14 protein-coding genes are annotated in these 14,674 nt (G+C 64.8%); all 14 read left to right on the plus strand.

Annotated elements, in window-relative coordinates:
• The first annotated feature begins 109 nt into the window (after nucleotides 1–109).
• Nucleotides 110–1,255 (plus strand): CaiB/BaiF CoA transferase family protein, encoded by a 1,146-nt coding sequence (locus tag ACSLUQ_RS19840; protein ID WP_417773680.1) that lies wholly within the window; start codon nucleotides 110–112, stop codon nucleotides 1,253–1,255.
• A gap of 20 nt (nucleotides 1,256–1,275) precedes the next feature.
• Nucleotides 1,276–2,013 (plus strand): class I SAM-dependent methyltransferase, encoded by a 738-nt coding sequence (locus ACSLUQ_RS19845; RefSeq protein ID WP_417773681.1) that lies wholly within the window; start codon nucleotides 1,276–1,278, stop codon nucleotides 2,011–2,013.
• Nucleotides 2,014–2,124: 111 nt separating this feature from the next.
• The gene (locus tag ACSLUQ_RS19850) at nucleotides 2,125–2,568 is read left to right on the plus strand and encodes a DUF2948 family protein (protein WP_417773682.1); all 444 of its coding nucleotides are present in this window, start codon (nucleotides 2,125–2,127) and stop codon (nucleotides 2,566–2,568) included.
• Between the two features lie 69 nt (nucleotides 2,569–2,637).
• A complete protein-coding gene (gene hisD, locus ACSLUQ_RS19855) occupies nucleotides 2,638–3,933 on the plus strand; it encodes a histidinol dehydrogenase (protein ID WP_417773683.1) in 1,296 nt (431 codons plus the stop codon).
• A 128-nt stretch (nucleotides 3,934–4,061) separates the two neighbouring features.
• A complete protein-coding gene (locus ACSLUQ_RS19860; protein WP_461809518.1) occupies nucleotides 4,062–4,538 on the plus strand; it encodes a UPF0262 family protein in 477 nt (158 codons plus the stop codon).
• Between the two features lie 8 nt (nucleotides 4,539–4,546).
• Nucleotides 4,547–4,996 (plus strand): arsenate-mycothiol transferase ArsC, encoded by a 450-nt coding sequence (locus ACSLUQ_RS19865; RefSeq protein WP_417773685.1) that lies wholly within the window; start codon nucleotides 4,547–4,549, stop codon nucleotides 4,994–4,996.
• 114 nt (nucleotides 4,997–5,110) lie between these two features.
• Nucleotides 5,111–5,329 carry a translation initiation factor IF-1 gene (infA, locus tag ACSLUQ_RS19870; protein ID WP_013653834.1) on the plus strand — a complete coding sequence of 73 codons (219 nt, stop codon included), beginning with the start codon at nucleotides 5,111–5,113 and terminating at the stop codon, nucleotides 5,327–5,329.
• Between the two features lie 75 nt (nucleotides 5,330–5,404).
• On the plus strand, nucleotides 5,405–6,043 hold the full coding sequence (locus ACSLUQ_RS19875; protein ID WP_417773686.1) for a Maf-like protein: 639 nt from the start codon (nucleotides 5,405–5,407) through the stop codon (nucleotides 6,041–6,043).
• Between the two features lie 148 nt (nucleotides 6,044–6,191).
• Nucleotides 6,192–6,998: an SDR family NAD(P)-dependent oxidoreductase gene (locus ACSLUQ_RS19880; protein WP_461809519.1), complete on the plus strand. Its 807-nt coding sequence runs from the start codon at nucleotides 6,192–6,194 to the stop codon at nucleotides 6,996–6,998.
• 50 nt (nucleotides 6,999–7,048) lie between these two features.
• Entirely contained in the window at nucleotides 7,049–7,285 is a 237-nt protein-coding gene (gene yacG / locus ACSLUQ_RS19885; RefSeq protein ID WP_417773688.1) for a DNA gyrase inhibitor YacG, read from the plus strand.
• A gap of 131 nt (nucleotides 7,286–7,416) precedes the next feature.
• Nucleotides 7,417–8,247, plus strand: coding sequence for a FecR family protein (locus ACSLUQ_RS19890; protein WP_461809574.1), 831 nt, complete (start codon nucleotides 7,417–7,419; stop codon nucleotides 8,245–8,247).
• Between the two features lie 172 nt (nucleotides 8,248–8,419).
• On the plus strand, nucleotides 8,420–10,045 hold the full coding sequence (locus tag ACSLUQ_RS19895) for a bifunctional metallophosphatase/5'-nucleotidase (protein ID WP_461809520.1): 1,626 nt from the start codon (nucleotides 8,420–8,422) through the stop codon (nucleotides 10,043–10,045).
• Between the two features lie 230 nt (nucleotides 10,046–10,275).
• Nucleotides 10,276–11,676, plus strand: a complete 1,401-nt coding sequence (locus ACSLUQ_RS19900) for a tetratricopeptide repeat protein (protein ID WP_417773690.1) — start codon at nucleotides 10,276–10,278, stop codon at nucleotides 11,674–11,676.
• 78 nt (nucleotides 11,677–11,754) lie between these two features.
• The gene (locus tag ACSLUQ_RS19905) at nucleotides 11,755–14,535 is read left to right on the plus strand and encodes a FecR family protein (RefSeq protein ID WP_461809521.1); all 2,781 of its coding nucleotides are present in this window, start codon (nucleotides 11,755–11,757) and stop codon (nucleotides 14,533–14,535) included.
• Nucleotides 14,536–14,674: the final 139 nt, after the last annotated feature.

The following is a 14,674-nucleotide window of genomic DNA, read 5'->3' on the forward strand; positions in this document are numbered from 1 at the left end:
CCGCTGCAAAGGCATAGCTTGAGGCAATAGCCGCGGGGCAACCCCACTATTACTCAGGCATCTTCCCGTCGGGCATACTTGCGGCACAGGAAATGGAGTCGCCTTTACAATGCCTTCTGATCTCGCCGGATTGCTTGTTGTGTCTGTGGAGCAGGCTGTCGCCGCGCCCTATCTGTCCGGGCGGCTTGCCGAAGCCGGCGCCCGTGTCATCAAGGTCGAACGGCCGGAAGGCGATTTCGCGCGCGGCTACGACCATCTTGTTCATGGTGAGAGCGCCTATTTCGTCTGGCTCAACAGGGGCAAGGAGTCCATCTGCCTCGACCTGCGCGAGGAGAACGACAAGACGCTGCTGTCGAGCCTGATCGCGCGCGCCGATATCTTCATCCAGAATCTGGCGCCCGGCGCGATCGACCGCCTCGGTTTCGCGCCCGACAGGTTGCGCGAGGCGAACCCGCGCCTCATCACCGTGTCCATTTCCGGCTATGGCGATGATGGGCCGTTCCACGACCTCAAGGCCTATGACCTCCTGGTGCAGGCCGAAAGCGGCCTCTCGGCGATCACCGGAAACGCGGATGGATCGGCGCGGGTGGGCGTGTCCGTCTGCGACATCGCCGCCGGCATGACGGCGCATCAGTCCGTCCTCCAGGCGCTGTATGCGCGCGAGCGAACAGGCGAGGGGCGCCATATCGCGGTCTCCCTGTTTCATGCGCTCGCCGACTGGATGAACGTGCCCTACCTTCAGTTCGCCTATGGCGGCAAGGCACCGGAACGCAACGGGCTCAACCACCCGACCATCGCCCCCTATGGCGCCTACTCTGGAAGCGATGGCAAGGACGTGCTGTTCTCGATCCAGAACGAGCGCGAGTGGGCGATCTTCTGCCGCGAGGTGCTCGGTCGGCCGGAGGTGGCGAGCGATTCCCGCTTCGACAGCAACTCGAACCGGGTGGCGCATCGCGCCGACCTAGATGAAATCATCGCGGATGTCTTCAGCACTTTCCCGCGTGACGAGATCGCCGACAAGCTGAAGAAGGCGCGCATCGCCTTCGGGCGCGTCAGCACGATGGAGGATGTTGTCCGCCACCCGCAGAATCGCTACGTCGAGGCGGACACGCCGAGCGGCCCGGTGCGTCTTCTTGCTCCCGGCGCGCTGGTCAATGGCGCCTCGCCGGAGTTCGGCGCGGTCCCGGCCCTTGGGGCGGACACCGACCGCGTTCGCGCGGAGTTCGCCGGCGCCGGCGAACGCAGGCAGGCATGATGCCGGAGGGAGCTCGTTCCATGACAACAGACATTGCTCCGGCGCTGGATGAGGTTGCCACTGCGCAGGTCCGGGTTCCCCAGACCAACGAACGTCTTCTCGATCTCTTGAAGCGGGAGCGGGCGGAAACGGTGCTTGACCTTGGGTGCGGCCATGGTGCGCTGTCGGGCTTGCTCGCTGACAACGGCTACCGTGTGACTGGCATAGATCCCGACTGGACGGCCGTCGCGACCGCGCGCGACAAGGTTCCGGCAGCTCGTTTCGAGGCGGCGACGGCGGAAAATCTTCCCTTCGCCGATGATAGTTTCGACGCGGCGACCTTCGTCAATTCCCTGCATCATGTTCCGGTTCCGGTGATGACAAAGGCGCTCGACGAAGCGCTTCGGGTGCTCCGTCCGGGCGGAGCGTTGGTTATTGTCGAACCGCTGGCGAGGGGGACCTTCTTCGAGGTGATGCGTCCGGTCGAGGATGAGACCGCGATCCGGGGAGAGGCGATAAAGGCCCTCGAGGCGCGCATCGCACGCGGCGACTGCCTGCTCAGGGAGCGGGTCGTCTATGACCGGCATTCGACATTTGCGGCGCTCGAGGGGTTCATCGACTATCTGGTCGCCGTCGACCCCTCGCGCCGCGCCGTGGCGGAAGCAAGGCGGGAAACGCTTTGCGAGCTGTTCATGCGGCATGGCGTGGAGACGCCGGAAGGGCGTGCCTTCGTGCAGCCGCTGATGCTGGTCCATCTGGAGGCGCCTGCCAGGGCGTGAGTTCGCGGTTGCTTTGCAGCGTGAAATCATTACGTAAGGTGGACGGTCCCGTGTCCCGGACGCGGACGCGACGGGCCGCGTGACAACCACCGAGCGGGACACGCAGGACCAATGGATCAGCTCAGACTAGCCGCGCTTGACGCCGAGGATCTCGCCGTGATTTCGGCCCAGGTTCAGGATGCGGTGCTGAAGGTCGGCGACATCCGTTACTTCGCCAAGGACGGACATCTGGTCGTCGCAATGAACCGCTTCGCCTGGGACAGGCTTTCGGCGAAGCCGCGTCGTGAGGAGATGGAGCGCCGCCGCGCCGCTCTCTCGTTCGCCGGCGCCAGCGACCTCAAGGCCAAGAATATCCGACAGGATGCCAAGGATGCGATCCTGTCGCTTCTGGCGGTGACCTTCACGCCCGAGGGCGACGAGCCATCCGGCCGCGTGGAGCTGGTCTTCGCCGGTGGCGCCAGCCTGTCGTTCGCGGTCGAATGCATCGAGGCGCAGCTTTCCGACCTCGGCGCGGCGTGGTCGACCGAGCATCGTCCCGAGCATTCGCTCGACTGATCCTTCCCTTTCTGACAGACCATGCGGCGACGTCCACGGGGCCAGCCGCGAAACGACCGGAGCGATCCCTTGGTTCTTCGCCTGTCCAGCAACGGCCCGGATTTCGCGGCCCGGTTCAAAGAGCTTCTGGAAAGCAAACGCGAGGCGTCGAGCGATGTCGACACCGCCGTGCGCGACATTCTCGCAGACGTGCGCGACAATGGCGATGCGGCGCTGCTTCGCTACACGGAGCGCTTCGACCGGCTGCCGGCTGCCAGTGTTGCGGAACTGACCGTTTCCGAGGCCGAGATTGCCGCCGCGCTTGAAGAGATCGACGCCGATACGCTGGCGGCGCTTGTTCTCGCCCGTGATCGGATCGCCTCGCATCACGCCCGCCAGATGCCGGCGGATGACCGTTATACGGACCCGATCGGCGTCGAGCTTGGCTCGCGCTGGACGGCAATCGACGCGGTTGGCCTCTATGTGCCGGGGGGAACGGCGAGTTATCCCTCGTCCGTGCTCATGAACGCCGTTCCGGCTCGCGTCGCCGGCGTGTCGCGCATGGTCATGTGCGTGCCGAGCCCGGACGGCAAGCTCAATCCGCTTGTGCTTGCAGCCGCCCATCTCGCCGGTGTCACCGAGATCTACCGAATCGGCGGGGCGCAGGCGATCGCGGCGCTTGCCTATGGCACCGAGAGCATTCGTCCCGTGTCGAAGATAGTTGGCCCGGGCAACGCCTATGTGGCGGCGGCCAAGCGCCGGGTGTTCGGCACCGTCGGCATCGACATGATTGCGGGGCCGTCCGAGATCCTCGTTGTTGCGGACGGGGAGAATGATCCGGACTGGATCGCCGCAGATCTTCTTTCCCAGGCCGAGCACGACGTCAGCGCGCAGTCGATTCTGATCACCGATGACGCTGGTTTTGCGGACGCGGTGGAGAAGGCGGTCGCGCGCCACATCGAGAGCCTGCCGCGCAAGGACGTTGCCGGGCCGAGCTGGCGCGATTTCGGAGCGATCATCCAGGTTTCTTCGCTCCAGGAAGCACCGGCGCTGGTCGATGCCATCGCGCCGGAGCATCTTGAGCTGGCAGTCGCCGACCCCGAGGCCCTGTTCGAGCGCGTTCGCAACGCTGGCGCGGTCTTCCTCGGCCGTCATACGCCGGAGGCCATCGGCGACTACATCGGCGGGTCGAACCACGTGTTGCCGACGGCGCGCTCGGCACGTTTCTCGTCAGGGCTTTCGGTGCTCGACTTTGTCAAGCGCACGTCGATCCTGCGCTGCGATGCCCAGACCCTGCGTATCCTGGGGCCTTCCGCGATCCGCCTGGCCCAAGCGGAAGGGCTCGATGCCCACGCGCGGTCGGTCTCGATTCGCCTCAATCTCTAGTCGGGAGGCCCGCCGCACTTGTCGTGGCCGGTGTCGTCGCGTTAGGTGTTGGTTCTGAGGAGAGGCGTCGCCATGGCGGCGGCGGCGATCCGGCGACGGTATGAGCGATGGCGGCAGTTGAGGATACCATGGAACGTTCGGCGGCGCGGCTCGTCGGCGTCGATCTCGACGAGGCATCCATTGCCCGTTCGACGCCTGATATCGAACACGAGCGGGCGGTCGCGATCTATGACCTGATCGAGGACAATGTCTTCGAGCCCGTTGGCGCAGAGCCCGGGCCCTATGTGCTTCATCTTTCAATGGTCGAGAAGCGCCTCGTCTTCGCCGTGGCGCGGCAGAGCGGCGAGGACGTTGTCACGCACATTCTTTCGCTGTCGCCGCTGCGCAAGGTGGTGAAAGACTATTTCCTTATCTGCGAGAGCTACTTCGAGGCCATCAAGATGGCAACGCCGAGCCAGATCGAGGCGATCGACATGGGCCGACGCGGGGTGCACAACGAGGGCTCGCAAATCCTGATGGAGCGGCTTGAGGGCAAGATCCACGTCGATCTCACGACAGCGCGGCGGCTCTTCACGCTGGTCTGTGCGTTGCACTGGAAAGGCTAGATCGAGGCATGGGGCCGGGAGTGGCGCCTGGAGCCGTGCTGTTTGCCTGCGGCATGAATGCCGTGCGCTCTCCCATGGCCGCGGCAATCGTCGGGCAATTGTTCCCTGGCCGGGTTTATGTGCGCTCCTGCGGCGTGCGCGCCGGCGAACCCGACCCTTTCGTGGAAGCGGTGATGGCCGAGATCGGCTGCGATCTTGCCGATCATCGGCCCAGGACGTTCGAGGAACTGGACGAATCCGGCTTCGACCTGGTGATCACGCTTGCTCCCGAAGCGCACCATAAGGCGCTTGAAATGACACGCACCGAGGCGGTCGACGTGGAATACTGGCCGACACCCGATCCGACCCTGACGACAGGGTCGCGCGCGCAGATTCTCGATGGTTATCGCGCCACCCGCGACCTGCTGATGACGCGGATCAAGAAGCGCTTTGGATGGACCGCCGTGCCGGGTGGCTGAGTGGCCGGTTCCCGCCGCTCCCGAAGCGCATCAGGCACGCAAATCTGTGTGTTCCCTTTCTTCATGCGATCCGCTAGGTTCGCCGCCAACTCCGAACATCAATCAGGAATCCATATGGCTAAGGAAGAAGTCCTCGAATTTCCGGGCGTGGTCACCGAACTGCTGCCCAACGCGACTTTTCGCGTCAAGCTGGAGAACGACCACGAGATCATCGCACATACGGCCGGCCGCATGCGCAAGAACCGCATTCGCGTGCTTGCAGGCGACCGCGTTCTGGTCGAGATGACCCCGTATGACCTGACCAAGGGTCGTATCACCTATCGCTTCAAGTGATTCTGAAAGCTGCCGCTTTGCGCCGCCGCCAGCCGACCGAGAGGTCGCGATCCGATGACCGCCGCTGACACACCCATGCCTTCCGCAAAGATGCCGCTCGTGCTGGCTTCGGGCTCGCCGCGCCGGCTTGCGCTGTTGCAGCAGATCGGCATCGATCCGGACACGCTCCTGCCCGCCGACATCGACGAGAGCCCGCGCCGTGGCGAGACGCCCCGTGCGCTCGCCCAGCGGCTCGCCCGTACCAAGGCCGAGGTGGCGCGCCGCGCCGCCGACCGGGTGGAGGCGAATGTCGACGGGCTGGTGCTTGCCGCGGATACCGTGGTTGCCGTCGGCAGCCGCGTGCTGCCGAAGGCGGAGAGCTTCGAGGAGGCGGAAGCCTGCCTCCAGCTGCTGTCTGGACGCGGGCACCGGGTTTATACGGCGGTTTGCGTCAGTGCGCCGAAGGACGTCATCCGTCAGCGTCTCGTCGAGACCCGCGTGCGCTTCAAGCGCCTGTCGCGGGTGGAGATCGCGGCCTATCTTGCCAGCGGCGAGTGGCGCGGCAAGGCGGGGGGGTACGCCATCCAGGGGCTTGCCGGGGCGTTTGTCGTCAAGCTGGTCGGCTCGTATTCGAATGTTGTCGGCCTTCCGCTGCACGAGACGGCAAACCTGCTTGCCGGCCTGAAGTATCCGTTGCTCGATGCCTGGAAGGATCCGGCGAGCATTCGCCCCTGATCCTCTTCGTCGCCAGGTTGCTCGATTTTCGGAAGTTCCCGTAAAAATCGTGCTTCGCTCTTGGTTTCTCACGTCTTTTCCTGTCATGATCCGACCGACATCGCGCCGGGAGGGCGTGAAGGAAGACTGAGGAACCCGGGAGGAGTGAATGGGAGGACGGCTTGAGGGCAAGTCGGCGCTGGTCATTGGTGCGGGGTCTATCGGACCCGGCTGGGGCAACGGCAAGGCGACAGCGGTGCTGTTTGCGCGTGAGGGCGCGCGTGTCGCATGTGCGGACATCAATCTTGATGCGGCCGAGGAAACGCGGGCGCTGATCGAGGCTGAGGGCGGCACGGCCATCGCACTGAAATGCGATGCGACGCGCAGCGCGGAGGTGGCCGACACGGTGGCGCGAACGGTCGAGGCGTTCGGAGGGCTTCATGTTCTCGACAACAACGTCGGCATTGCCGAGGTCGGGGACGTGGTCGAGCTTGAGGAAGCTGTCTGGGACCGCGTCAACGCGGTCAACCTGAAGAGCATGTTTCTCGGCATGAAACACGCGATCCCGGCGATGCTGGCAAGCGGCGGCGGTGCGATCGTCAATATCTCGTCCGTCGCATCGATCCGCCATATCGGCGTCGCCTATTCCGTGTATTCCGCGACCAAGGCGGCGGTGAACCAGCTCACCAGCGCAACGGCCATCGACTACGCCGCGCGCGGCATTCGCGTCAACGCCGTCTTGCCGGGGTTGATGAAGACGCCGATGGTGGAGAATTCGACCGGCCTCGCTTCGGCCTATGCGGACGGCGACGTCGAGGAGATGTGGCGGCGACGGGATGCCCAGGTGCCGATGGGACACATGGGAGATGGCTGGGACGTGGCGAATGCCGCCCTCTTCCTCGCCAGCGACGATGCCCGCTACATCACTGGCCATGCTCTGGTCGTCGACGGCGGGCTGACACAGAAATACAGTTGAAACGCCGCGCGCCGGCGATCTCGTCGGCGCGCGACACAGGATGGAACCGTATGACCAGCGACGACACCTCGAAGGGCGCAACGCGCCCCGCACGCCCGTGCCCCGAATGCAGCAAGCTCTCGGTCGAGCAGTTCTATCCGTTCTGCTCGAAGCGCTGCGCGGACGTTGATCTCAACCGCTGGCTTTCCGGCTCCTACGGTGTTCCCGTGGTGGAGCTCGAGCCGGAGGATCTCGCGGAACTTGAGGCGCGTCAGAACGAGGAGCAGGGCGGGGGCGCGCGCGACTGATACTGCCGTTGCGTCTTGCGGGACTTTCTGCGGAAATGTGATGCGCGTCACCGCGCGGATTCGCCAGGTGGTGCAATCTGGGCCATTGATCCGCCACGAGGGCGTCCAGTCATCGATCGGAGAACGTCGTGATGTTTCGCCACTCCAGTCTGGTTGCAGCCGTGATTTCCGCGTGTGTTCTGGCAATGCCGGCCCGCGCAGACGGGGTTGGTGTCGCGAGCGCCGTCAACCAGAACGCCACGGGCCAGGTTGGCGGAGGGGCCTTGCGGACGATCCGCATCGGCAAGGCGGTGTTCAGCGGCGAGCGCATTGCGACCGACGGCAAGGGCCGTGTTCAGGTGCTTCTCGCCGACGGCTCCAATTTCATGGTCGGTCCCAATTCCAGCCTGGTCATCGATGAATTCGTCTACCGTCCGGCCGCAGGCCAGGCCAAGCTGGTGGCCACCTTCGGCCGTGGCGTCGCGCGCTATGTCGGCGGCAAGATCTCCAAGAACCGCGGCGGTGTGACGATCCGCACCCGCCAGGGCACCATCGGCGTACGCGGCGGAATGACCAACCTCGTCGACCAGGGCGGCCCCATCGTCTTCTCCTTCCTCTATGGCAAGGACCTCACGTTCGTCGGCCGCAACGGCAAGACGGTGCGGGTGTGGCGCTCGGGCTATTCGGTCTTCGCCAACGGCGGCAGCGGCAGAAGCGGGCGCACGCCGAGCGACATCCTCAACGCAGCCGCCCGGGCGTTCAAGGGCGGTGGCGGCGGGCCGCGGCCGACCGATGAGCAGCTTCGGCGGTTCGCGCTCGGCAATTCCGCCTTGCCGCCCAGGCCCGGTTCTCCGATCCCTCCGCCTGTGATCACCTCGGTCGGAACGCCCGTGCCAGGCACCTTCATCGACTATGACTTTGCAAACTCGACACGCCTCATGGGAAGGCCGACGGGCACCTGCGTGACCTATCCGAGCTGCTAGGCGCGGGAACGGGGCGGGGCTGCTGCCCCGTTTCCTATCGGTGCATGGGGGGTAAACGCCGGTTGCGACGGTTTGCGCAAGCTGGCAAGGTCCTGACGCAAGGTCTGTTTCCTGGGCCGGGCGATGGACGATGGGCGCCCGCGCGATGGCGGGTCGTGGGGAGATGACGGCGATGCGACATCGGGAATTGAAGACGGGACTTGTGGCGCTCGGCATGCTTGCCGGACTAGGGATCGGCGCCGCGCAGGCAGACTTCTCTCTCACGATCCTGCACATCAACGACCTTCATTCCCGGCTTGAGCCGATCAACAAATACGACAGCACCTGCAGCGCCAAGGAAGACGCGGAAGGCAAGTGCTTCGGTGGCATCGCCCGCATCAAGGCAAAGATCGACGAGCGCCGGGCGGCGCTCTCGCAGGCCGGCCGCAATGTGATCACGCTAGACGCCGGCGACCAGTTCCAGGGCTCGCTTTTCTACACAACCTACAAGGGCGCGGCCGCTGCCGAGTTCATGAATGCCATCGGTTTCGACGCCATGGCGGTTGGCAACCATGAGTTCGACGATGGGCCCGAGGGGCTTTCCGCCTTTCTCGACAAGGTGAAAGTGCCGCTCCTGTCCGGCAATATCGACGTGGAGAACGAGCCGACGCTGAAGGGCCGCGTGTCGGGGCCGCTGATCCTTGAGTTCGGCGGCGAGCGCGTCGGCATCGTCTCGGTTCTCGCGGAGGACACCGACGAGACGTCCTCGCCGGGGCCGAATGTTAAGTTCCTGCGCGCTGAGACCTATCTCAAGGGGGCGGTCGAGGGATTGCAGGCTGCCGGCGTCGACAAGATCGTGGCGCTCACCCATATGGGGCTGCCGCGCGACATGGAGATCGCCACCCGGGTGCCCGGCATCGACGTCATCGTCGGCGGTCACTCGCACACGCTCCTGTCGAACACCGAGAAGGGGGCGGCGGGCCCTTATCCGGTGCTGGTGCAAAACCCGGCCGGAAAGCAGGTTCCCATCGTCCAGGCCTATGCCTATGGCAAATATCTGGGTGAACTGGAGATCGTCTTCGACGACGACGGCAACGTCACCTCGGCGAACGGAAATCCGATCCTGCTCGACGTCTCTGTCGCCGCCGACAAGGATATTACCGCCCGGCTGGGCGAGCTTTCCAAGCCGCTTGAGGAAGTCCGCACCAAGGTGATCGGCCGCACCGATGCCGAGATCGACGGATCGCGCGACACCTGCCGCGCGCAGGAATGCTCGATGGGCGATCTGGTGGCCGACGCCATGCTCGACCGCGTGCGTCCCCAGGGCGTTCAGATCGCGATCCAGAACGGCGGCGGCCTGCGCGCCTCCATCGATGCCGGCGAGATCACCATGGGTGAGGTGATCTCCGTCCTGCCGTTCCAGAATACGCTCGCCACGTTCCAGCTGAAGGGCAGCGACGTGATTGCGGCACTCGAGAACGGTCTTTCCAAGGTCGAGGAGGGGGCCGGCCGCTTCCCCCAGGTCGCCGGCATCCGCTTTTCCTGGACGCGGGCGCGCAAGCCCGAAGACGGCCGCGTCGTCAGCGTCGAGGTGGAGACGGAAGGCGGCTGGGAGGCACTTGATCCCGACAAGACATATGGCGTCGTTTCCAACAACTACATGCGTGGCGGTGGCGATGGATATCGTGTGTTCGCCGATGCGGGGCAGAATGCCTATGACTACGGCCCTGGACTTGAAGTCGTTGTCGCAGACTACATCGCGGCAATGAGCAATGGCTTCAGTCCCGCGACCGATGGACGGATCCGTGAGGTGAAGTAGGGTCGATATCCCTGCGGAAGCTTAATATATATGCAGTTGAACGACTGTTGCGCGGCTTGTTGTGTCGGCTGCGCAACAGATCGTGGGAAATACGAACCCGGCTCGTGTGAGGCGCGGGACTCGCGTTGGTTGCCTGACGTAAATTCCGCAAGGTCGATGCAAGGGCATCCAGACCCGGAGCATTCTCCCGATCGTTGGTGATGGTCGAAGGAGTTTTCGGAGGGTATCACGTGAGATTGGGGCGCAATGCTGCGCGCGTTCTGGCGCAGGCTGCGGTGCTTGTGGCGCTGGTGCCGGTTCCCGGCTCTGGCGCACATGCGCAATCCGCGGGGCCTGCCGCCGTCGACGCGATAGCGAGTCGCTCCGACGCGGTCTCCCGAGCGGATCTGCAGGCGCGTCAATCCGAGCTGCTCGGCGTCATGCTGCGTGATCCGTCAAATCTCGACATCGCCTTCGAATACGCAACGGTTTCCGCTGCGCTCGGCGATTATGAGGCCGCGATCGGCACTTTCGAGCGGATGCTGATCTATGCCCCTGGCCTGCCGCGCATCCAGCTCGAGCTTGGCGTTCTCTACTTCCGTCTTGGCTCTTTTGATGCTGCGCGTTCCTATTTTCAGTCCGCTCTTCAGGCCGACAATGTGCCACCGGAGGTCGCGGAGCGGGTCAACACCTTCCTCACCGCAATCGACACGGCGGAAAACCCGGCGAAGTTCACAGCGACGGTCATGACCGGTATCCGCTGGCAGTCGAACGCCAATGCCGGTCCTGGCGGCCGACAGGTCACGCTGAACGGGTTGCCGTTCCTGCTGGACGATACCGCCATCGGTCGCCCCGACTGGAACGTCTTCATCGCCGGAAACGCCCATTTCGCTTATGACCTCGGCAATCAGGGTGACCTTCTGGAAGCGGATCTCCTGTTTTATGGCGGCCGGTATTTCGATGCGACGCGGCTCGATACCGAGCTTGCCGAGCTGACCTTCGGTCCGTCCTTCAACCTGGCCCGTTTCAACATCGACAACGCCCGGATCGGCTTCTACGGCATCGCCGGAGGCGTCCGGCTCGACGATGCCAACTATTCCGGTGCGCTCGGCTTCGGCACGCGGTTCGCGATCCAGCCGGATTCGCGGACCGCGCTGACTTCCAAGCTGGAGTACCGGCGGCGCTGGTATCGCGACACCGCCACCTATCCGACGGTGAGCAACCGCGACGGCTACCAGATCGCGGGGCAGACGACCTATGCCTATGCGTTCGACCGCAACTGGTCCTTCCGCGGCTTCGTGATGGGTGACTATGAGCAGGCGGCCGCGCACTTCGAGGAGAGCTGGGAGCTTGGCGCTGGCATCGGGGCGACCTACCGCTTTGCATCGCCCGTGGCAGCGCTTTCCGGAGCCTGGTCGCTCGATGCCGAAACCGGCTATATCCGTCGGGAATACCGCGCGCCCGACCCTTCGGTGAACCCGTCCAGCGCGGAAACCGACAACGAGTTCTGGCTGCGCGGTGGCCTGACCGTGCCGATCCGTTCCGACATCGCCGTGGCGCTGACCACCGAATTCCGGCGGCTGCAGTCGAACTACCCGACCCGGGATTATTCCAACACGTCGGTGATGATGAGCGTCGTCAAGGCGTTCTGACCTGACGGGGCAGTGGAAAGCGCCAGGACCCGTTCTCGCATCAGCTTTCGGGCCGCTTGGGCGCAATGAGGACATGAAATGAGCCGTCTGCCGGTCTTGGCCGCATCGCTTGCATGCGTTGTGCCCGCTCTCGTCGGTGCCGGCGACAGCGCGATCGCGCGCGATGATATCGGCATCGCGGCGGCGGTGAACCAGCAGGCGACCCGCACGCCCCCCAGCGCGGCGACGCGCACCGTCGTGCTTGGCGACACGCTGATCTTCCGCGAGCGCGTCGAGACGCGCGGCGAGGGGCTGGTGCAGATCCTGCTGCGTGACGGATCGACCTTCACCGTGGGTGCCAACTCCGATCTCGTCATCGACGAGTTTGTCTATGATCCGAGCGCCGGTTCCGGCAGGCTCGTTGCCTCCTTCGGCAAGGGGGTTGCCCGCTTCGTCGGCGGCAAGCTCAGCAAGAGCGTCGGCGGGGTGACCGTGAAGACGCCCGTTGGAACCATCGGCATTCGCGGCGGTATCGCCAATCTCAGCGTGGCAGGCAATGCCGGCCGTTTCTCGCTGCTTTTCGGGGACGAACTCAGCTTTACCGGCCCGGGCGGGCAGCGCGAGAGGATATTCGAGCGTGGCTATACGCTCGCTGTCGAAGCGTTCTCGGCAGCCTCCCTTCGCGCCGTGGTGCGGCGGACGACGGCCGACGATATCAGCGGCGTGCAGAGGCAGCTCTCCGGGCGGCCCGGTCAGACGGGCGGGACAAGCAATCCGCCGACGGAACAGGCCATCGGTCGATCCCGGATCGGTCAGGCGAATTCGGGTCGCGCGGTCACCAATGTCGCGCCGCGCCCGAAGCCGCACGTCGTTGTCTCCACGAACCTTGACGACCGCGACCGTGTGCTCGGTGAGATCGCCAGCCGGGCCAACAGGGACCGGATCGACAACGGCGGCAGTGATCATCCACAAGGCCTTGCGGTGCGGGTGCTGACGAGCGGCAGTTCCTATGAACCTCTCGATTCCGGCGTCGTGGTGACGAACCCCGGCGCGCAGGAACTCCTTGGCGGTTCGCCAGCGACGGACAGGACCATCGTCTTCGTGCCCAACGGGACGTTGACGGAGATGACCGGGACGATCGACGGCGAGACGCTGACCATTCCCATTCCCTCCGGCGGGCAGTCCGTGTTCAGCGCCGTGACGTCCGCAGCGCGCTCCGTCAACGGAACGGTCTATCGCCGTGGAGACGACTTCATCGCCTTTGCCTATTTTCCCGAAATCTCGCCCTCGGTGCTGGGGTTTAACAACCCGGTCCTCGGAATCTGGGGAACCCGGACCATGGCCGCCGATGTTGAAATGGCGGCATCGGGCGACCCGGAGATCCGCACCTACAAGCTTTCCGCCGATCCGCTGCAAGCAACGCGGCTCGGCGTCGAGCACAAACTCTATTTTCTCAACCCGGCAGCTGCCGATCTGCTCGGAGCGGCGTTCCTGTCCGGCGTGCGGACCAGCGACATGCTCGTCATAGCCAACCAGGATGTGACGCTCGTCGACCCTCGCTATCTGGTCGCTTCCATGGGAATCTCCGGTTCAGGCGAGGACCAGAAGTCGGCGATCAGCGTTTCCGCGGGCCTCTTCTCTTCTGACGGCGAGGGCGGTCTGCAGATCAAAGGTTCGCGACGGGGAAGCTACCGCGCCTCGGCCTATGACCCCTCGGTTCTCTATGCCGGTCCGGTCTCCTCCATCGCCTCGTCGGCGGGCGCGCATGTCTTCGGCCCGAACGGCGAGAACTTCGTCATCGGATATGATCCCGACACACTGGACGCTGGCGACGACAATTCCGCCGTCCGTCCGCTGCCCTATCTGTCGGAGGAAGCGAGCCACGGTGGCTACGTGCACGTCGGCGACTACCAGTATGACACGCCGACAATGGAGTTCTTCCGGTCCTCGCGCACGCTCAACGGCTACGCGGCCGGGATGATGGAATCGAAAACCACCGGCGGTGTGCCGGTCCCCTTCTGGTCGCAGAGCGCCGACGATCTGGTTCTGGTCACTGATGCGAGCGAGAACTCCGCTGGCGCGTCGATCCGCGTCGGCGACAACTTCGGTCACGATCCCGGACTTGCCGGGCTGGTCCTCGGGTTTGGCGACAGCCTGCTGACGTCGTCAGTCGATGGCGCGTCCGCTTTCATCGACAATGACCGTTATGCCCTGACCCACAATCGCGGTGAGACTTTCGCCATCAACGATGCCGACGACATCATCGTGCCGGATCAGAATCCGCGCAGCTACATGATCCCCTCGACACTTGTCGCCGGCGCCGACACAGACCTCTTCGCCGGAACGCCCCGCTGCACCTGCTCCTTCCTTGAGTGGGGTTACTGGGGAACCCGGTTCCGCGGCGAGGATGAAACGGTCACCGGATCCGATTCCAGCCGGCGAGACTACATTCATCTGGGCACATGGGCGGCCGGCAATGTCACGACCAACGCAGCGCTGCCGACGGCGGGCACGGCCAGCTACACCGGCCATGCGGTGGGCAGCGTCGCCAGGCAGACGGTCGACGGGACGGCACAGTATCTGGCGGCCGGCAGCTTCGCCATGACCTATGACTTCGCGTCGCGGGTCGGCTCCAGCAGTATTTCCGGCTTCGACGGGCGCGACTTCACCGGGGTGGTCGGTGGTGCCAGCGGCGCGCCGGGCGATCTCAACAGCTTCTCCGGTGCGTTGAACCAGACCGGCGGCGATGTGTCCGGCACCCTGACCGGCGCCTTCGTGGGCGGTCCCGGGGGCGTTGCACAAGGTGTGGTTGGCAGTTTCGGGCTGGAAAACACGTCGGGAACGTGGAGTGCGACCGGCGTCATTGTCGGTCAGCAATAGGGCGGATCGGCGCCATTCGGCGGCCGGCAGGGTCATTGCGGCGGGAGCTTGGCGGGAGCGCCGTCAACGCTGCCGGCAGGCGTTTCAACCGCTTGTGCAAAACTTTGCCGGGACGGCTGGACAGGCCAGTTTCCAGCCT

This window comes from Stappia sp. ICDLI1TA098 (assembly GCF_054880955.1).